The organism is Streptomyces sp. NPDC058198, assembly GCF_042882605.1.
Taxonomy (GTDB): Bacteria; Actinomycetota; Actinomycetes; order Streptomycetales; family Streptomycetaceae; genus Streptomyces.
On the sequence record NZ_JBHVVP010000002.1, the window covers coordinates 676,097 to 694,912 of the forward strand.

14 protein-coding genes, 1 tRNA gene and 1 pseudogene are annotated in these 18,816 nt (G+C 67.2%); 10 read left to right on the top strand and 6 right to left on the bottom strand.

Going from position 1 to position 18,816, the window contains the following annotated elements:
• The first annotated feature begins 157 nt into the window (after window positions 1-157).
• From ACFVWW_RS11505 to ACFVWW_RS11515, 3 genes are all read left to right on the top strand, one after another.
• Window positions 158-1,525, top strand: coding sequence for a dihydrolipoyl dehydrogenase family protein (locus ACFVWW_RS11505; RefSeq protein ID WP_386877318.1), 1,368 nt, complete (start codon window positions 158-160; stop codon window positions 1,523-1,525).
• Between the two features lie 140 nt (window positions 1,526-1,665).
• Window positions 1,666-2,535 carry an alpha/beta fold hydrolase gene (locus tag ACFVWW_RS11510; protein WP_384179483.1) on the top strand — a complete coding sequence of 290 codons (870 nt, stop codon included), beginning with the start codon at window positions 1,666-1,668 and terminating at the stop codon, window positions 2,533-2,535.
• A 41-nt stretch (window positions 2,536-2,576) separates the two neighbouring features.
• Complete coding sequence (locus tag ACFVWW_RS11515) at window positions 2,577-4,079, top strand: dihydrolipoyl dehydrogenase family protein (protein ID WP_384332561.1); 1,503 nt, start codon at window positions 2,577-2,579, stop codon at window positions 4,077-4,079.
• A 33-nt stretch (window positions 4,080-4,112) separates the two neighbouring features.
• On the opposite strand, the gene ACFVWW_RS11520 is transcribed toward ACFVWW_RS11515, so the two are convergent.
• A complete protein-coding gene (locus ACFVWW_RS11520) occupies window positions 4,113-4,430 on the bottom strand; it encodes a hypothetical protein (protein WP_386877319.1) in 318 nt (105 codons plus the stop codon).
• A complete protein-coding gene (locus ACFVWW_RS11525; RefSeq protein WP_386877320.1) occupies window positions 4,427-4,870 on the bottom strand; it encodes a hypothetical protein in 444 nt (147 codons plus the stop codon). Before ACFVWW_RS11525 ends, ACFVWW_RS11520 begins: the two co-directional genes overlap by 4 nt.
• 20 nt (window positions 4,871-4,890) lie before the next feature.
• Here ACFVWW_RS11525 and ACFVWW_RS11530 point away from each other — a divergent pair, with 20 nt between their 5' ends.
• The 5 genes and pseudogenes from ACFVWW_RS11530 (at window position 4,891) to xerC (ending at window position 11,125) form a co-directional block, all read left to right on the top strand.
• Window positions 4,891-5,535 (top strand): hypothetical protein, encoded by a 645-nt coding sequence (locus tag ACFVWW_RS11530; RefSeq protein WP_386877321.1) that lies wholly within the window; start codon window positions 4,891-4,893, stop codon window positions 5,533-5,535.
• Window positions 5,532-6,008: a restriction endonuclease fold toxin-2 domain-containing protein gene (locus tag ACFVWW_RS11535; RefSeq protein ID WP_386877322.1), complete on the top strand. Its 477-nt coding sequence runs from the start codon at window positions 5,532-5,534 to the stop codon at window positions 6,006-6,008. The genes ACFVWW_RS11530 and ACFVWW_RS11535 overlap by 4 nt, the downstream gene beginning before the upstream one ends.
• A gap of 14 nt (window positions 6,009-6,022) precedes the next feature.
• Window positions 6,023-6,475, top strand: coding sequence for a hypothetical protein (locus ACFVWW_RS11540; protein ID WP_386877323.1), 453 nt, complete (start codon window positions 6,023-6,025; stop codon window positions 6,473-6,475).
• 1,170 nt (window positions 6,476-7,645) lie between these two features.
• Window positions 7,646-9,481, top strand: coding sequence for a right-handed parallel beta-helix repeat-containing protein (locus ACFVWW_RS11545; protein ID WP_386877324.1), 1,836 nt, complete (start codon window positions 7,646-7,648; stop codon window positions 9,479-9,481).
• Between the two features lie 492 nt (window positions 9,482-9,973).
• Window positions 9,974-11,125: pseudogene (xerC, locus tag ACFVWW_RS11550) on the top strand (tyrosine recombinase XerC).
• Between the two features lie 579 nt (window positions 11,126-11,704).
• Here xerC and ACFVWW_RS11555 read toward each other — a convergent pair.
• The 3 genes from ACFVWW_RS11555 to ACFVWW_RS11565 form a co-directional block, all read right to left on the bottom strand.
• The gene (locus ACFVWW_RS11555) at window positions 11,705-13,162 is read right to left on the bottom strand and encodes an FG-GAP-like repeat-containing protein (RefSeq protein ID WP_386877325.1); all 1,458 of its coding nucleotides are present in this window, start codon (window positions 13,160-13,162) and stop codon (window positions 11,705-11,707) included.
• A gap of 705 nt (window positions 13,163-13,867) precedes the next feature.
• A tRNA-Pro gene (locus ACFVWW_RS11560) sits at window positions 13,868-13,941 on the bottom strand.
• 74 nt (window positions 13,942-14,015) lie between these two features.
• The gene (locus tag ACFVWW_RS11565) at window positions 14,016-14,942 is read right to left on the bottom strand and encodes a metallophosphoesterase (protein ID WP_386877326.1); all 927 of its coding nucleotides are present in this window, start codon (window positions 14,940-14,942) and stop codon (window positions 14,016-14,018) included.
• A gap of 75 nt (window positions 14,943-15,017) precedes the next feature.
• Here ACFVWW_RS11565 and ACFVWW_RS11570 point away from each other — a divergent pair, with 75 nt between their 5' ends.
• Window positions 15,018-15,482, top strand: a complete 465-nt coding sequence (locus ACFVWW_RS11570; protein ID WP_384179494.1) for a GatB/YqeY domain-containing protein — start codon at window positions 15,018-15,020, stop codon at window positions 15,480-15,482.
• A 161-nt stretch (window positions 15,483-15,643) separates the two neighbouring features.
• Here ACFVWW_RS11570 and ACFVWW_RS11575 read toward each other — a convergent pair whose 3' ends face one another.
• On the bottom strand, window positions 15,644-17,935 hold the full coding sequence (locus tag ACFVWW_RS11575) for a transglycosylase domain-containing protein (protein ID WP_386877327.1): 2,292 nt from the start codon (window positions 17,933-17,935) through the stop codon (window positions 15,644-15,646).
• A gap of 396 nt (window positions 17,936-18,331) precedes the next feature.
• Between ACFVWW_RS11575 and ACFVWW_RS11580 the strand changes: the two genes are divergently transcribed.
• Window positions 18,332-18,676, top strand: a complete 345-nt coding sequence (locus tag ACFVWW_RS11580) for a WhiB family transcriptional regulator (RefSeq protein ID WP_030353248.1) — start codon at window positions 18,332-18,334, stop codon at window positions 18,674-18,676.
• The last annotated feature ends 140 nt before the right edge of the window (window positions 18,677-18,816 follow it).

Here is an 18,816-nt window from a genome sequence, read left to right on the forward strand (position 1 = left end):
CGACTCCGATCGGGGCGTTCGGAGCCCGACTCCGATCGGGCCGTTGGGATCTTCGTACGGCTCGTGGTGGTGGCTTATGACCGGCCGCCGGTGGGTCGGCTTGAGAGTGTGATCGCTCGGTGTCAGCATCCACCCACGGATCAGGGGAGGACGATCGGTGGAGGACTTCGACCTGCTTGTGGTGGGCGGGGGCAAGGCGGGCAAGACGCTCGCCATGGACTGGGCGACGTCGGGCAAGCGGGTGGCCATGGTCGAACGCGGCATGATCGGCGGCTCGTGCGTCAACGTCGCCTGCATCCCGACCAAAGCACTGGTGGCCAGTGCCCGGGCGCTGCGCACGCTGCGTCGTGCGCATCGGCTCGGGCTGGCCGAAGTCCCCCGGGCCGACGTCGAGTTGCTGCGGGAGCACGAGACCGGCGTGGTCGACGGCATGGTCAAGACCAACCGGAAGCAGTTCCGCGACTCCGGAATGGAACTGGTCCTCGGAGAAGCCCGGTTCACCGCGCACCGTACGGTCGAGGTGACGCTGGACGACGGCGGCTCCCGCACGCTGCGCGGCGACGAGACGGTCATCGACACCGGTACCCGGCCGCTCGTACCGGCCATCCCCGGCCTGGCCGACGCCGGCGCGCTCACCAGTGACACCCTGCTGCGTCTCGACCGGCTGCCGGAGAGTCTGGTCGTGATCGGGGGAGGCCCGGTCGGTCTGGAGTTCGCCGACATGTTCGCGGCGTTCGGCAGCCGGGTCAGCGTGACCGTACCGGGGCCGCGGCTGCTGCCCGCCGAGGACGAGGACATCGCCGAGGCGGTCACCGCCCAGCTGACCGCCTCAGGCGTCGAAGTCCATACCGGCCGGCACGTCGCCTCCGTCGAGCGTGACGCGGACGGGCGGGCTGCCGTCATGCTGTCCGACGGCACCGCGCTGATGGGCGACGACGTGCTGGTGGCGGTGGGCCGTCACCCTGTGACCGCCGGCCTGAATCTCGCCGCCGCAGGTGTCCGTACGACCGAAACGGGATTCATCCTGGTCGACGAACACCTCTCCACGGGAGTCCCGCACACCTGGGCGGCGGGCGATGTCGCGGGAAGTCCGCAGTTCACGCATGTCTCCCTGGACGACTACCGGATCCTCAAGGCCAATCTCGCCGGGGATTTCCGCTCCACCAGGGACCGGCTCATCCCGCACACCACGTTCCTCAGCCCTGAACTCGCCCGGGTCGGTATGACGGAGACGGAGGCGAGGGCGGCGGGATACGACGTGCGCGTCGCCAAGCTGCCTGTGGCCGCCATTCCGCGGGCCCGCACGACGCTGGAGACGGAGGGGATCTGGAAGGCGGTCGTCGACCGGGACACCGAGCGGATCCTCGGCGTGGCGCTCCTCGGGGCCGAGGCGGGCGAGACGCTGACCACCGTACAGACCGCCATGCTCGCGGATCTGCCCTACACGGCGCTACGAGACATGATCATCACGCACCCCACCATGAGCGAGGGGCTCAATCTCCTCTTCGCCGCGCTCCAGGACTGAACAGGGTCGGCTTGCGGCCCGCGAGATTGAGGCGCAGGCTGGAATGCCGTTGGAATTGCGCTGTACATGAGCCGGTTGTGCCTGCTCAGAGGGGTATTCCCCGGCGATCCGCCCGCGACGTTCTCGCAAGGTGAGGCACCATGAGTAATTCCGTCACTCACTACAGGACGGCGACCGTCGAAGGCCTGGAAGTCTTCTACCGCGAAGCCGGCGACCCGTCCGCCCCGACCATCCTGCTGCTGCACGGATTTCCTTCCAGTTCGCACATGTTCCGTCAGCTGCTGGCCTCCTTGGGGGACCGGTATCACCTGATAGCGCCGGATCACATCGGTTTCGGTCTGTCGGCCATGCCCTCGGTCACTGAGTTCGAATACAGCTTCGACAGGCTGACGCAGATCACCGAAGGACTCATAGACCAGCTCGGGATCGATCATTTTGCTCTCTATATCCACGACTACGGGGCCCCGATCGGTCTGCGCATCGCCAGCCGTCATCCCGAACGCGTGACCGCACTGATAACCCAGAGCGGAAACGCCTACATGGAGGGCTTCACTCCCTTCTGGGATCTCCTGTTCGCGCACGCCAAGGACCGTGCGGCGAACGAAGAGGCAGTCCGTAAGGTCTTCACGCTCGATACGACGCGCTGGCAGTACACCCACGGCGTGCCCGCAGACCGGCTCGACCGGATCGCACCCGATGCGTGGCTCATGGACCAGGCGGGCTTGGACAGGCCGGGCAACGACGCGATCCAACTGCAGCTCTTCTGGGACTACCAGTTCAATCTGGACGGTTACCCCGTATTCCAGGAGTACTTCAGGAAGCACCAGCCTCCGCTGCTCGTCACCTGGGGCAAGAACGACGAAATATTCAGCGCGGCAGGGGCCGAGGCGTACCGACGTGACCTGCCGGAAGGCGAATTCCACCTGCTCGACACCGGGCATTTCGCGCTGGAGACCCACGGGGAAGAAATCAGCGACTACATCCGCGACTTCATGGGCCGGGTGCGCTGACCGCCTTCCCCAAGGCTCGCTGACGGAAAGGGCTGGGGCTGATGACGGCGTCTGTTGATCCCGACCGCTCGGAATGGGACGTCATTGTCCTGGGCGGCGCCGCGGCGGGCGAGAATGTGGCCCAGTACGCGACACAGTTCTCAGGGCTGGACGCGGTCCTGGTCGAGGCGCAATTGCTGGGCGGCGAATGCTCGTACTGGGCCTGTATGCCCAGCAAGGCTCTGCTGCGCCCCGTCGAAGTCCTCGGCAGCGCACGTCACGCGCCCGGGGTGGCCTCCCTGGTCGAGGGCGCGGGACTCGACGTACCGGCCGCGCTGGCCAGGCGGGACGTCGTCGTGAACGGCCTGGACGACACCTCGCAGATGCGGTGGGCGCTCGACACGGGGATCGACGTGGTGCGTGGGTACGGGCGGCTCGCGGGCGAGCGGACCGTGGAGGTGGCCACGGCCGAGGGCCGTACGCGGACCCTGACGGCCGGGCAGGCGGTGGTGATCGACACCGGGTCCTCCACCATGATTCCGCCGATCCAGGGTCTGGCCGATGCACTCCCCTGGACCTCCCGCGACGTCACCAACCTGCATCAGGTGCCACGACGCGTGATCATCCTGGGCGGGGGAGTGGTCGCCTGCGAGTCGGCGACCTGGCTCCGCGGACTGGGCGTCGAGGAAGTGGACCTGGTGTACCGGCGCGAGCAACTGCTGCCCCATTCCGAACCGTTCGCCGGACAGCTGGTCGGCGACCGCCTCCAGGCCGCGGGCGTACGCCTGTTCGCGGGCAGGACGATCACCCGCGTACAACGGAACGACCCTCGGGAGACGGGGGTCGGGCTGCCGCACGGCGGAGAGATCACCGCGCTGCTGGACGACGGCACCACCCTGCTCGCCGACGAGTTGGTCGTGGCCACCGGGCGTAAGCCGCACACCGAGAACATCGGCCTGTCCTCCGTGGGCTGTCCCGACGGCGGGTACGTAGAGGTCGACGACCAGCAGTGCGTGCGCGGCGTGGACGGGCAGTGGCTCTACGCCGTCGGCGACGTCTGCGGGCGGGCGCTGCTGACCCACATGGGCAAGTACCAGGCGCGGGTGGCGGGCGAGGTGATCGCGGCGCACGCCACGGGACTGCCGCCGCCCGGCGGGGACGAGAGCTGGCTGAACGCCGCGGACGGGCACCGCGGTCTGCCGCAGGTGACCTTCACGGATCCGGAGGTCGGCTCGGCAGGCCTGACCGAGGCGCAAGCGCGCGCCGCGGGTATCGACGTCGAGACGGTCGAGTACGACATGGCCGCGCTCGCCGGCACGTACGTACTGAGCGACGACTACACCGGCCGCGCCAAGCTGGTCGTCGACCGGGCGACGGACACCATCGTGGGAGCGACATTCGCCGGAGCCGGCATCGCGGAGCTCGTCCACTCCGCGACGATGGCCATCGTCGCGCGCATCCCGGTGCCCACGCTCTGGCACGTCGTCCCCAGCTACCCCACCGCAAGCGAGACCTGGCTCCGCCTCCTGGAAACCCTACGCACCCAACGCCACCCCACCCCCTGAACTGGCCGGCGGGCGTGGGCGCGATGCGGCGAGTCACACGGACTTCGGCGGTCGCATCCAGTCCACGAGCGCTGCCATCGCGTCGGCGAGATCTGCGTGGGTACGTAGGTCGCGGTGCTCAGGGTGGACCTGACCACTTGCGACGTCGGCATAGTCCACTTCCGCTTCGCCGCTGTCCCAGACCGTGATCGCGGCCTGGCGGGTCTCGGACTCCAGGGTCAGCCAGACGCTGGCCTTGTTGCGGCCGTCCTCCGGGGACCTGCCGAGGTCGCAGCTGATCCCTTCCTCCGCCTTGAGATCCGCCGCGTGCTCGGCGAACCAGGCGGTCAGCGCCTGAGGGAGATCGGTCACGACGCGTCCGTCGGCAGGATGCGCGCCGGATCGGTGGCTGGGGCAAAGGAGGCGAGGCGGCTCGGGGCGCGAGGGTCTTCGTTGTCGGTGGCCCAGCCGACGGCGCCGGAGATCACATAGTCCGTGCGGCCGTCCGAGGTCTCCAGAAAGTGGACGCGCTTGTTGCGGCCGGACTTGCCGGTATCCGCCACGATGCGGGCGCGCTCCTCGTCCGTGGCGCACCGGATGACGAGGCCGTCGTAGACCATCCCTGTTCGTATCGCCTCGACGGGCTTGAAGAGCACATCGATCCTCGGCCCACCGTCGACGGGCGCGCTGCGCAGCAGGAGCTGGCTGTGACTGAGTGAATAGGCCCAGACCTTGAACGCCCGATCAGAGCGGAACAACACCCGGCCCGGCGCGAAGTGGTCGTCCTGGTTGAGCCACGCATCCGTCTGCATCTGGGGATCTTGTCAGCACCATGACCAAGATCTTCCCCCTGATTTCTCTCCAACGATCACCGGAAACGACTCAGGGGCCCGACCCGCAATGCGGACGAAGGCCAATGCGCCTCGAAGATGCCCAGACCTACGCGTCGACGGCGGATAAGGCCCACTCGGGCGAGGCAGCGGATTCCTTCCGGACGTACTTCAAGAACTGCGTGGGCACGACGTGCCCTTCGGATCGGGCCCAGCAGGATGAGCCTCTCGTGGTGAACCTGGTGGCGGCCTGTACTCAACTCGCCAAGGCGTGCGACCGGTACGCCGACCACGTCGAAGCCGCCAAGGAGAAGATCCTTCAGCAGCAGATGGATCTGTTCGAGATGGACATGCCCTGGGATCAGCCGATGTTCGGCGGGAACGGATACGGACGCGTCGGAGGCACGCGTAAAACTTCCGCACGGTTCGGACGACCCGCGGAGCCCCGGAATGCCGTTTCTGCCTCCTCTGATCCGCGTGCCCGTCCCGGTGCCGTTCGCGCTCGCGTCATACCGAGGACAGACACCGGCTCTTCTGCCCTTGGCCAATCCCGTGGATCCAGGCATTCCCGTCGCGGACCCCATTCCGCCGGCGCCGGGCCCGCCTGCTCACCGCTGCCGAACAGCAACAGTTCCGCACCTGAATGAACTCGCTCAACCGGGGAGGGCTGGCGGGCAGCGGCGGCCCGAGTGACCCGGACAACGCGTACCAACTCCGCATCGCAGGCTATCCGGAGCGGGAGGTGCCACTGGCAGGGAAGAAGAGAGGATTGATGGTGGACGGCATACGCCCCGCCGATGGATACCTTGTCGAGGCGAAGCATGTGCGGGATCCGGACTGCAAGAAGAAGAGTTTCCGCTCCCTCGACCGTGTCGAAGGCACACTGGCCAAGCCTGTCAAAGTGAACAACAAGGGAGAGATCGCGTGGGATCCGGTCGTCGACGCCATGTACGGGGGCGACGAGAAGGAACTCGTCCGCTACAAACAGGCCATGGCCAATCCCGCGAACGGTGAGATCCGGGGCCTGGAGATCGTCACGAATGGGCGGGACAACGCCGCGTACTGGCAGTCCATGATGGCGATGACGGGTACGCCCGGCTCGACGCGATACGTACCCTGAGACCGAGGAAGACAGTGACCGCTGAGCGGAACCTCCGGACCAACTTCGCCTTCTACCCGCCCGAGGAGGGCGGAGCCTGGCACGCCACCCTCGAATCCCTGGAGAGGGCCTTGAGGCAGGGGTTTCCCGAACCCACCGTGGAATACCGGAAATCCGGAATCCACCACATGACAGTGCTCGATTTCGAGGTCGAGTTGGCTCCGGACGTATGGGTGGACGGAACGGCGGCGATGCCCAGATCCGACTACTCCTACATCACCCTCACCGATGTGACCGCCGACGAAGCCGCCGTCTTCGCCATATGGCTCCGCGACTCCTTCGCCCCCGCCCCGCACCTCGTCCGCTTCGCCAGTAGCCTCGCCATGGCAAATGGCGAAGACACCCCGTCGCCCTTGCCTTCTACAGGCGGCACCGAAGAGATCAGGGCCGTCCTGCGCCACCACCTCGACGCCATCGACACGCCGTAGTGGCGTAGGGGAAAACAAGAATCCACCGAAGCCCGTCAAGAGCTTCGCGGGAGACGGCCGTTTTCAGTGGCTTCGCTTCCGGCCCGCATCCCCAACCGTGAGGAGTCGCTCTCGGTGCGGCATGGCCGGATCCGCGACTCGGGCACTTGAGCAGTGAGTCTACGGAGTGGGCCATGATGGCCGGGCGCCCGAGCTCGTGTGCTGGAACGCACGAGGGAAAGACCGCTGGCGCCAGACCCCAGCGGCGACACTTCAGCTGAGGCCATTTGTCCACAGCAGTAGTGACATTGGAATCGAGAAGTTGGATCGAGGATTCTCGAGGATTCCTCGCTCACCACGAGCTTCGGGCGGCGGCGCACACCAATGGACAGACGGTGCGTGGACCCGTTCGCGGTGCTACCGACGACCAAGATGTCGTCTACGGGACTGGCCGCGCTCGCCTGGAAGCGGATAGATTCGGGCATGACATGATCACCAAAACCTGGCACGGGTGTCTATAGGGCACGTCCAGCCGATCACATCAGCTTGATAGCGCCTTCAGGCAAGGTAAGCCCTCACGCGCAGCTGCATAACCACCGAGCATGTACCGGGCACGTACGAACGCATCGTCTCGACCGTCGGTTTGCGCCCGCCGTTCTGGGGCCCGCCGGAAGTCCATCAGGGCGGACCGCAGCGGCTCTGGACCGCCCTGGAGCGCATCCGTAACCGGCTCAACGCCGAAGGCGGTTTGCCGCCGCTCGGCGCACAGGTGCGAACCACAGCTGACGGTGTGTGCCATCTGCCCCGAGGGGGTGGTATGCGACCATGGGCGGCTCACATCGGCCCCACGAGTCCCGGCGCCCGTCGTGCCGTGAAGTTTGCGCCTTTTTATGGCGCGAAATCTCTGATACGCCACGTGATATCAGCGACCATCCAATGCATATGGCGAGATCTTACCCTCCCGCACTACACATCGCACTGCAAATTTTCCATAGCGTGATGTATCGGAAATGGGAGCTAGGACCGTTGACGAGTCGTGAGTTCGGCAGTTCAATCTCGCCCGTATGGTCAAACTGCCGGCGCAGAAGGCGGAACGTCCCGACCTCCCTGGCGTCCGAGCATCCTCGGGCAAGTAGCCGCTCGCGGTTTGGCGGTTCCCGCACAATTGCCAATCCCATCAAGGGGTGAAACATGTACCGCAGAATCATGCCCGGCCTATGCGGCGTCGCGTTGCTTGCTGCGGGCGCGGTGTCCGTCCAGAGCAGCGACGCGCGCCCTGACAACGTTGCCGTGGCCGCCGCTGCCCAGCCGGCTGCCAAGTCCGAAGCTCAGATCGTCGCCGCGGCCGGGGCCACCACTCCCTTCGTGACGGTCGAAGCCGAATCCGGGACGCTCGGCGGCGGCGCCCGTGTCCGCTCCATCAGCCCGGGCACGACGCCCCCGACCAAGGCCACCCTGGAGGGCGAAGCCTCGGGCTATTCGCTGGTCGAATTGAAGGCCAATGGCGATTCCGTGACGTTGACGAACAACACGGGGAAGAACGCCAATAGCCTCGTGGTCCGCGCCTCGATTCCGGATTCGGCCGGGGGCGGCGGGATCAACGCGACGCTGAACCTGTACGTGAACGGCACCTTCCGCCAGGCGATCTCCCTCAGCTCTCAGCAGGCGTGGAACTACCGCGGTGCGACCACCAATCCGGACGACCCCGGCGCCGGAGGCGAGGCCTACCGCTTCTACAACGAATTCCCCCTGCGGGTGACGGGTGCGGCGATCGTCCCGGGTAGCACCATCCAGCTCAAGAAGGACGCCGGCAACACGGCCGCCGTCTACGACATCGACTCCGTCGACCTGGAGAACGTCGGTGCCGCACTGGCTCAGCCGGCGAACTCGATCTCGGTAGTCAGCAACGGCGCGGACCCGAACTTCCAGAACGATTCGACCGTAGCCATCCAGAACACGGTCAACGCCGCCCGCTCGCAGGGCAAGTCGGTGTGGATCCCGCAGGGCAAGTACCTGACGAACAGCCTGGTCTCCAGGGGGCTGGACTTCAGCGGCGTGAAGGTGCAGGGCGCCGGCATGTGGTACACCACCCTGTACCGCAAGGTTCCGATCCCGGCCAACTCATGGCGCTCGCAGATCACGGTGGGCGCGAATACCACGGTGACAGACCTTCAGATCGACACCAACGCCAGGTGGCGGGGGGTCGGTGGCACCGGCGGTTCGGACTACGGAGTCAACGCGGGCGGTACGGGCTGGGTGATCGACCGGCTCTGGACGCGGCACATCGACGCCAACTGGCTGTCGGGCACCAACGGTGTCGTTCAGAACAGCCGGACCGCCGACAGCTACGGCGACGGCTACAACATCAACAACGGCAATTCGCCGAACGCAGAGAAGCTCGGCCTCAACATCACGGTTCGGAACAACTTCGCCCGGAACACCGGTGACGATTCCTTCGCGACGTACTCGGACGCCGGCCCCGCCGGAAACAACGGCCAGGTGTCCGGGGCGAAGATCCTGAACAACACGGCGATCGCACCCTGGTGGGCCAACGGAATCCGGATCGCCGGCGGAAGGAACGTTGAAGTCCGGGACAATGTGGTGAACAGCGTGTCATCCAACAATGCCATGGATATCAGCGTGTTCGGCGATTCGGGGCACCCCCTGGAGTCCGCCACGGTGACCGGAAACGTCCTCCAGGGCGGCGGCGGCTGGAACGGCGTCCGGCACGGTGTCCACATTGGTTCGCCAGGGGCCACCTCGCAGTTCCCGAACGCTTTCACGAACGTCACCATGAGCGACAACATCATCCGCGGATCCCTCACCGCAGGACTCAGCATCGATCGCACGCGCGTCAATGTAACGTTGACGAACAATACGATCGACCGTCCGGCGAAGCAGGGAATCTGGATCAATTCGGGAGTCACCGGCACGGGGAAGTTCACGGGCAACAAGATCCAGAACCTGCTCCCGGGGCAGGTGGCGCAGCGGAACGATTCACCGGACACATTCAAGATCACCAGCTGAATGTAGATCCGGTCCAAGGCTCGGTTATCCGAGGCCCGGTGAGGACTTGTCCGGCCGATCATGTCCGGAGCCGGATGACGAGGGTGTCGGCGGTGACGGTGCCGAGGAAGACGTATCCGCGCTTGTCATAGCGAGTGGCGACGGCTCGTGCGTGCTTGAGCCGGTTGATGGCTCGCTCGACGGTGTTGCGTTCCTTGTACCGCTCTTCGCCGAAGCCGGGTGGCCGTCCGCCTTGTGCGCCTTTGCGCGGGTGGGCGGCCTGGCTGCCGGCCTTCTCCGGGATGACGTGCTGGATGCCTCGACGTCGCGGGTACTCACGGCAAGACCCGTTGCTGTATGCCCTGTATGCCCTGTCGGCCGTGAGGCTGCCGGGTCTGCTGCGAGGGCGTCCCCGGCCGGGCCGTGGGACGCGGATCTTCGGCCGTCCGCGCTCAGGTGGAGCTTGCTGGTGGACCCGCCGCGCGAGCGGCCCAGGCCCTCACATCCCGCACCATCACCACCAGGCGGGCGAGCAGGCTCTGCCACGTCATTTCGTCTGGTGCGACGGCCGGCCTGGGTTACTACCCGAGCGGCAAGCGCATCGTGAAGCGCGGCAGCGGCGCACGACCAAGACTGAGGCCAAGAACAAGCTCAAGGAGGTTCTGCGGGATCACGAGGACGGGCTTGCCATCGCGCCCACGGGCTACACGGTGGAGAACCCGGTGAACGACTGGGGCACGTACGGGCTGGCTGGTCGGGACAAGGTCACCTTGGATGCCTGCACCATCCTCAGCCGCACGCACGTGATCCCGGCGATCGGAGCTCGGAAGCTCCGCGATCTGAGTGCTGAGGACGTGGATAAGTGGCTCGCGGCTAAGGCCAAGTCGCTCAGTACCCGCACCTTGCAGGGCATCCATTCGTGCTTGAACCGGGCGGTCAAGCGGGCCATGGCCCGCGACAAGGTCAAGCGCAACGTGGTGGAACTGTGCTCCATCCACAAGGGTCAACCAGGGCGGCCGTCAAAGGCGTTGACGTTCGCTCAGGCCGAGGCTGTCCTCGAAGTTGCGGCCGGCGCATCCATGCACGCGTACATCGTGCTGGCTCTACTCACCGTTGCACGCACGGAGGAACTGCGGGCGCTCACGTGGAACCCACGTCTTCTTGAAGGGCGAGCCGGACGCGAGTCCGCCTATCCCGCCGTACGTCGCGGTGTGGCGGTCGGTCCGTTCCGGCGGGGACACCAAGACCCGGAAGTCCAGGCGCACGCTCGCCCTGCCTGCCCGGTGCGTTGAAGTGCTCTGGCAGCAGTGGGAAGACCAGGGCTGGGACCGGCTTACCGCTGGCGACGACTGGGAGGAACACGGCCTGGTGTTCCCCTCTGCTGTCGGCAAGGAGCTGGACTCCACCAACGTGCGGCGAGCCTTCCGCGCGGCCATCGACAAGGCAGAGGGGGTGAACGCGGCCGAGTGGACGCCGCGTGAGCTGCGGCACAGCTTCGTCTCGCTGTTCTCCGATAGCGGTGTCCCGCTCGAAGAGATCTCCCGGTTGGTCGGGCACTCCGGGACGGCCGTCACGGAGGAGGTCTACCGGAAGCAGATCCGCCCCGTGATCCAGACCGGCGCGGTCGCGATGGACGGCATCTTCAAGGCCGATCCGGACCGATAGTCACACAGATAGTCACGCACAACGAATCAGGGCCACCTACTCACGTGAGTAGGTGGCCCTGACCTGGTACTTCACTGTCGGGGTGGCGGGATTTGAACCCACGACCTCTTCGTCCCGAGTGAGGTTCGGTCGCTGATCTTGCCAGCGCCGATGACGTTTGACCTGGTCACAGCGTCGGGCTGCCGTGGTCTCGGGTGGTCTCGAAGGGCGTTGGGGAGCGGGTTGGCTCCCAGATGGCTCCCAGCGTGACCTCAGCCAGGGGCCGCGGAGCCCGGCCTTCGCGCTGTGTTCGCCGAGGCCGACTGCGGCGAGCAGTTCGACCTTCCGCTGAGCGACGCGGAGATGGAACTAGCGTTCCTCAGCAGGCACTGCGCGACACGCGGCGAAAGGACCAATCCTGCCAGCCCGTGACCGTTCGTCGCGCTCGCGAGGTTCACCCCGGATGGCGAGGAGGAGTTCGGCAAGCGGCTCAAGCAGCTCGTGGACTGTATCCCCGCTCGTGCCCCGTCCGGGCGATCCTCGTGGGCCCGGACGGGGCTTGGGCGGGTGTCCGGCGGGGCTTCGCCCGCCGGAGGGGGATCAGCCCGAGATGTTGATGCCCAGCATCGGCTGGCCCGCCGAGGAGATCTTCGTGGCGGTGAGGCCGTATGCGATACCGGTGGTGGACATGGTGGAGCCGTTCGAGCGGAACGCGACCACGTTGCCGTCGAAGGCGTTCTCGCCCGGGACGCCGACGGTGAGGTCGGCCCTGCCGTCGCCGGTCACGTCGGACAGGAACACCTCGCCGCCGAACCCGTCGCCGGTCTCGCCGCTACCGGGTACACCCGTGGTCTCCTGCTCGATCGCCAGCCCGGTCGCCGAGAAGAACCCGTTCGGAGTGCCGTAGAGCACCGAGACCATGCCGGCGTCCTTGACGGCGCCGATGTCCTCGCCGGGCGAGCCGATGGCGAGGTCCTGGAGACCGTCGCCGTTGATGTCGCCCAGCGACAGCTCGTGGCCGAAGCTGTCACCCGTCTCGTTGCTGCCGGGGACGCCCGGGGAATTCTGGTCGATGGTGAACACGCCCCCGGTGGGGCCGCTGGGCGTGCCGTAGACGACGTCGACCGCGCCGCCCTTGGAACGGCCGGGGCTGTCGGCGGACACGTCCCAGCTGTTGCCGACGACGATGTCGCCGTAGCCGTCGCCGTTGGTGTCACCGATGTCGGTGATGATGCCGGCGGGCAGCTTGAGGGAGCCGGTGGTGGTGATGCCGGAGGCGCTGCCCGGCAGGTAGTAGTTGGCGTTCCAGGAGTAGTCGCCGCTGCTGTCGCCCTCGTACCCGTCGACGATCAGGTCCGTACGGGCGTCACCGTTGACGTTGCCGGCGGTGAGGTTGAAGATGTCCGGTCCCGGAACGGCGAGGATGGCCGGGGTCACCGTGTAACGGCCTCCGTTTCCGCCGGTCTTGGTGAAGCCGCCCTTGAAGATGTCAATCTTGTTGATGTCGGAGGCGACGGCCAGGTCGTCCTTGCCGTCGCCGTTGAAGTCGCCGGCGGCCAGGGCACGGCCGAATTTGTCGTGGCTGGAAGGGGACGGGTCGGAGACCGTCGCGGCGCCGGACAGGCCGCCCGCGGCGCCGAAGACGACGATGGCGGTGCCACCGTCCACGTCCGTGCCGACGTCCTCGCTCGCCACACCGATCGCGAGGTCGGCGTAACCGTCGTCGTTGAAGTCACCCACGGCGGTGTGCCCGCCAAAGACGTCACCCTTCTCGGCGCTGCCGGGGATACCGGCGGTCTCCTGGGTGATCGTCTGGATTCTGGCCGCGCCCGCGCCGGAGGCCGATCCGTAGAAAACGCTGACCGCGCCCGCCTCGGCCTTTCCGTTCACGGTGGCGCGCGCGGCGCTGATGGCGAGGTCGCGGTAGCCGTCGCCGTTGAAGTCGCCCTGGAGCCCGGAGGGCGCGGCGGTGGCCATGCCCTGACCGGCGACCAGCAGCCCACCGGTCAGCGTGGCGGCCACAGCGGTGGCCAGGGCCGTACGAAGGTGCATACGCATGCGGGATTCTCCTGCGGCATGCGGGGGCGCCCGCGAAGGGGCGCCCCCAGTCAATGGGTTCGCGGAACGCTGGCGTACACCGGGAGTTTGCCTGGGTGACGCCGCCGCGTTCGGCGATGACATGACTGATGGTGGGGGTGAACGGTTGTACGCAAGAGCGCATGAGTTCGGATCTTGTGATGATCCCGTGTCCGGGGCCCTCCGGCTCACGGTCTCCCCGGCCGCCGCGGTGATCCGGAGAGGCCGTCCCTCTGAGGTGGCTCGCCGTCCCTCGTCGGCGGAGGAGACGGTCGCCTAGCTGCCTGCTGCTGGACCGGCGCGGCCACCCCCCCGGGGGGTGGCCGCGCCTTTGCGTACGGTCCCCAGGGGCGCCGGAGTCCGGGTGTGGCACCCAGTTCCGGGGGTGGGCGGTCGCGTTGCACACCCCCTGACCTGGGCAGACTTCTCACGTACTTATGCGGAATCTGGGTGTGAACCGGGTGTGATCTTGAAGGACGGAGAAGTCTGGAGACGTGTATGAAAGGTGTCCCGAGCGACGCGACACCCGCGCACCCCACCCGCCTTAGGCGTTTTGACCCGGTGCTTTGCCGAATGTCGGGGCAGGCCAGAGAATCGCAATGTCCGGTTTGGCAGCAAATTCGTCTCCGAATGCCGTCAGGGCCGGTTTCCTGTGAAGGAAACCGGCCCTGACCTGGCGTTTTGCTGTCGGGGTGGCGGGATTTGAACCCACGACCTCTTCGTCCCGAACGAAGCGCGCTGCCAAGCTGCGCTACACCCCGATGTCGCCCGTGTCGCGGCGACATCGCTTACTTTAGCCCACCGCTGGCCGGAGACGAAATCCGGTTTCGTGGTCTCAGGGGCGGGACGTCAGGGTCAGCAGGGTGGCCTCGGGGGGGCAGGCGAAGCGGACGGGGGTGTAGCGGTTGGTGCCGCAGCCGGCGGAGACGTGGAGGTAGGAGGTGTGGCCGGCGGAGCTGTGGGTGGAGAGGCCCTTGACGCGGTCCGTGTCCAGGTCGCAGTTGGTGACCAGTGCTCCGTAGAAGGGGATACAGAGCTGGCCGCCGTGGGTGTGACCGGCCAGGACCAGGGGGTAGCCGTCGGCGGTGAAGGCGTCGAGGGAGCGCAGGTAGGGGGCGTGGACCACGCCGAGCGAGAGGTCCGCGTCGGCCTCGGGACCGCCCGCGACCCGCTCGTACCTGTCCCGCTTGATGTGGGGGTCGTCGAGGCCGGTGAAGGCGATCTCGTGGCCGTCGATCTTGAGCCGGCCGCGGGTGTTGGTGAGGTTCACCCAGCCCGCCGCGTCGAAGGCGTCGCGCATCGGCTCCCAGGGGTTGTGCACCGCGGCGACGGCCGGGGCGTTGCCGTTCAGGCCGTGGCGCCCCTGGGCCTTCTCGAAGAGGTAACGGGCCGGGTTGCGGAGCTTCGGGCCGTAATAGTCGTTCGAACCGAAGACATAGACGCCCGGGAACTCCATCAGCGGGCCCAGCGCGTCGAGCACCTCGGGAACGCCCTCCGGGTCGGAGAGGTTGTCGCCGGTGTTGACGACGAAATCGGGGCGCAGCCCGGCCAGCGACTGGAGCCAGCGCTGCTTCTTGCGCTGTCCGCTCACCATGTGGATGTCGGAGACCTGGAGCACACGAAGATCACGCATCCCGGGCGGCAGCACCGGTACGGAGATCCTCCGCAGCCGGAACGAGCGGGGTTCGAAGCCAACGGCATAGACAAGGCCGGCGGCGCCGACTGCCGTGATTCCCAGGGGTACTCCGTAGCGTGCGCGCATGCGCCCATGGTCGCAGACACCGTACGGGTGTGAAATCGCGGGCGGGCACCGCGCGGCACCTGCCACACTGGCCGCATGACCAGCCTCAAGTCCAAGCTGAAGGAAGACCTCACCGCGGCCATCAGGGCGCGCGACGAGCTGCGCTCCGCCACGCTCCGGCTGACCCTCACCGCGATCACCAAGGAGGAGGTCTCGGGCACGTCGGCGCGCGAGCTCTCCGACGACGAAGTGCAGAAGGTGATCGCCAAGGAGGCGAAGAAGCGCCGTGAGGCGGCGGAGGCCTTCGCACAGGGCGGCCGCGCCGAGCAGGCCGAGCGGGAGAAGGCCGAGGGCGTGCTCCTCGACGCGTATCTGCCGAAGCAGCTGACCGACGAGGAGCTCGGCGAGATCGTCGCGCAGGCCGTCGGGGAGGCGAAGGCGGCCGGAGCCGAGGGTCCGCGCGCCATGGGCGCCGTGATGAAGATCGTGAACCCGAAGGTGGCCGGCCGCGCCGAGGGCGGCCGGGTCGCTGCCCTGGTGAAGCAGTCGCTCGCCGGTTGATCACGTAACGCCGGGCCTCTTGGAAACAAACGCCGGATCGCTTGGAAACAGGTGCCGGTCGCTTGGAAACAGGTGACCAGGTCCAGGACCAAAAGATCGAAGGGGTGCTCCGTACGGAGCACCCCTTCGTCGTTCTCGCGAGCTGATCGCGCGGACCGGGACTACGGGAAGTTCCCGCCGCCGTCCTGGCCGCCGTCGGTCCCGCCGCCGTTCGCGCCGTTCCCGTTTCCGCCGTTCCCGGTTCCGCCGTCGGTCCCGCCGCCGATCAGGCCGGGGAACGGACCCTGGCCGCCGTCGGCGGTCCCGCCGTTCGCGTTCCCGGCGGTGTCACCGGGCTTCCCGTCGGGCTGGCCGGTGTCGCCACCCGGCTTGTTCGGATCCCCGTCCCTGCCCTTCGGCGCGTCCGGGATGCTGACCTCGTTGAAGCCCGGGGCCGGCTTGCCTTCCAGCGCGCCGGACATGGCGTCCTTCCAGATCGGCCCGGGGACCTCGCCACCGAAGACCTTTTCGTTGTACTCGCCGCCGATGGTGATGTCGACCATCTTCTTGGCGTGCCGCGGGTCACCGACCCACACCGCGCCCGACATGTTGGGCGTGTAGCCCACGAACCAGGCCGCGTAACGGAAGTCGGTCGTACCGGTCTTGCCCGCGCTCGGCCGGTTGGGACCGAGGCCCGCTTCCTGACCCGTACCGTCCTCCACCACGCCCTTGAGCAGTGTGTTTATGGTGTCGGCGGTCGTCTCGGACATCGCGCGCTCGCACTTCGACTTCGGCACCGTCATCGGCTTCTTGTCGGGGCCGGTGATCGCCGCGATGGCGATCGGCGCGCAGTACGTGCCACGGCTGGCGAAGGTCGCGTACGCCGAGGCCATGGTGAGCGGCGACACCTCCTGGGTGCCCAGCGTGATCGACGGGACCTGCTGGATCTTCTTCCCGTCGGCCCGCTTGACGCCCATCTTCCCGGCCAGGTCGGTCACCGGGCAGACGCCGATCTGGCTGATCAGCTGGACGTAGTAGGTGTTGACCGACTTGGCGGTCGCTTCCTTCATCCCGTACGGACCGACCTCGGTCTCGTTCTCGTTCTCGACCGGGACGTTCTCGTCGGCCCAGGGACCGTCGCAGGTCTGCACCGGGGTCGGGTACGTCATCTTGTACGGGGACGGGAACGACTGCGTCGCCGGAATGCCCCGCTCCAGCGCGGCCGCCGCGACGATGGGCTTGAAGGTCGACCCCGGCTGGTAGCCCGCGCCGCCGCCCATCTTCTGGTCGACGGACAGATTGATCTGGGTCTCGTTCTTCCCGAAGCCGTACGGCCTCGACTGCCCCATCGCCAGGATCTTGCCGGTCCCCGGCTCGACGACGGTCATCGCCGTCGCGACCGGGTCGCTCTGGAAGACGTGGTCCTTGATCGACTCCTGCGCCGAGTCCTGAGCCTGCGGGTCGAGTGTCGTACGGATCGTCAGGCCGCCCTGGTTCCAGACCTTGGCCCGCTCCTCGCGGCTCTTGCCGAAGACCGGGTCGGTGAGGAAGACCTCGCGTACGTAGTCACAGAAGAAGCCGGCTCCGCTGGCGGCCGTGATGCAGCCGTTCTTGGGACGGCTCACCTTGAGCTCGATCGGCGTGGCCTTGGCGCGGTCGGCCTCCGACTGGGAGATGTCGCGGACGTCGGCCATCCGCTGCAGCACGGTGTTGCGCCGCTTGGTGGCCTCCTCCTCGTCGTTGACGGGGTCGTACCGGCTCGGCGACTGGACGATGCCCGCGAGCATCGCCGCCTCCTGCACCTTCAGGTCCTTGGCGGGCTTGGAGAAGTAGCGGTGCGCGGCCGCCTCGATGCCGTACGCCTGCTGCCCGAAGAAGGTGATGTTCAGATAGTTCTCGAGGATCTTCTTCTTGCCCAGCTCCTCCTCGACCTGGATCGCGTACTTCAGCTCCTGGATTTTGCGGCCCAGGGTCTGCTGGGTGGCCTGGGCGACCTTCTCGGCGTCGTCGCCGGCTTCCTCGACGAACACGTTCTTCACGTACTGCTGGGTCAGGGTCGAGGCCCCCTGGGCGACGCCGCCCGACTGCGCGTTGCGGTTGACCGCGCGCAGCACACCCTTGAGGTCGATCGCCCCGTGCTCGTAGAAGCGCGAGTCCTCGATCGCGACGATCGCCTTCTGCATGTACGGGGAGATGTCCTTGAGCTCTACGACGGTGCGGTCACGGGAGTAGACCGTGGCGATGCGGCCGCCCTGGGAGTCCAGGATCGTGGTGCGCTGACTCAGCGGCGGCGTCTTGAGGTTGGCGGGGATCTCGTCGAATCCCTCGACCGTCCCCTTGGCCGCGAGCCCCAGCGCGCCGAAGGCCGGCAGAGCGATTCCGGCCAGCACCGCTCCCGCGAGCACGCTGACACCGAGGAACTTGGCGGCCTGCTGGGTCCGGGTCAGACCCCCGCCCGAGCGCTTCTTTGGCATGAGGGCAGCCTACGTTCTCAATCGCCGGACACGCGTCAAGGCTCTGGCCTAAGCTGTCCTCAACTGTCACAGCAGTGTGGTCGTGCATCAAGCCTCCGACATGAACTTCCCGTGAACCCGAAACGCGGGAAACCGTGTCCGAATACGCCCCATCAGGTATGCGGTGTCCGTTGTGACTCAACTGAAATGCCCGACTTTGCCGGGTTGGTCGGTTATGCCCTTGGGTCACTCCCCTGGGTGATCTGCCGCGTACGCATAGTCCGTTCGGGCCATTCAAGATTGGGCCCGAAGGGGGTGTTGCGCTGTGCCCACCTTCCGTAACGTCCTCAACTGGCAGCGGTGAATATGCCGCTGTCGCCGTGGGGGAGCCTCGATTCGGGAGAGGACGGCGCCGGGATGGGCTGGGTAACCGACTGGAGTGCGCAGGCAGCTTGCCGCACTACCGATCCGGATGAACTGTTCGTGCAGGGTGCAGCGCAGAACAGGGCCAAGGCGGTGTGCACCGGATGCCCGGTGCGGACCGAATGCCTGGCGGACGCGCTGGACAACCGCGTCGAATTCGGCGTGTGGGGGGGAATGACCGAGCGGGAGCGCCGCGCACTGCTGCGCAGGCGCCCGACCGTCACCTCGTGGCGGCGGCTGCTCGAGACCGCGCGCACGGAATACGAGCGCAGCGCGGGCCTTCTGCCCGTGGGCTTGGAGGACGACGAGACGTACGAGACGTACGCGGCGGTCGGGTAGCCCTCGGGCCGTGCCCCGGGGGCCGTCAGCCCTCGGGCGGCAGGTCGGCCGCGACTCGGCGATGGGGTGGGAGCGCAGCGCGTCGGCGCAGGTCGAAGCGTTTCTCCGCCCCGGCCGGGGCGCGCGGCTATGTCTTGCTG

Coding starts and splice junctions, on each gene's coding strand:
- ACFVWW_RS11510 (WP_384179483.1), top strand. CDS start 1,666: ATGAGTAATTCCGTCACTCACTACAGGACGGCGACCGTCGAAGGCCTG.
- ACFVWW_RS11515 (WP_384332561.1), top strand. CDS start 2,577: ATGACGGCGTCTGTTGATCCCGACCGCTCGGAATGGGACGTCATTGTC.
- ACFVWW_RS11525 (WP_386877320.1), bottom strand. CDS start 4,870: ATGCAGACGGATGCGTGGCTCAACCAGGACGACCACTTCGCGCCGGGC.
- ACFVWW_RS11530 (WP_386877321.1), top strand. CDS start 4,891: ATGACCAAGATCTTCCCCCTGATTTCTCTCCAACGATCACCGGAAACG.
- ACFVWW_RS11535 (WP_386877322.1), top strand. CDS start 5,532: ATGAACTCGCTCAACCGGGGAGGGCTGGCGGGCAGCGGCGGCCCGAGT.
- ACFVWW_RS11545 (WP_386877324.1), top strand. CDS start 7,646: ATGTACCGCAGAATCATGCCCGGCCTATGCGGCGTCGCGTTGCTTGCT.
- ACFVWW_RS11555 (WP_386877325.1), bottom strand. CDS start 13,162: ATGCGTATGCACCTTCGTACGGCCCTGGCCACCGCTGTGGCCGCCACG.
- ACFVWW_RS11565 (WP_386877326.1), bottom strand. CDS start 14,942: ATGCGCGCACGCTACGGAGTACCCCTGGGAATCACGGCAGTCGGCGCC.
- ACFVWW_RS11570 (WP_384179494.1), top strand. CDS start 15,018: ATGACCAGCCTCAAGTCCAAGCTGAAGGAAGACCTCACCGCGGCCATC.
- ACFVWW_RS11575 (WP_386877327.1), bottom strand. CDS start 17,935: ATGCCAAAGAAGCGCTCGGGCGGGGGTCTGACCCGGACCCAGCAGGCC.
- ACFVWW_RS11580 (WP_030353248.1), top strand. CDS start 18,332: ATGGGCTGGGTAACCGACTGGAGTGCGCAGGCAGCTTGCCGCACTACC.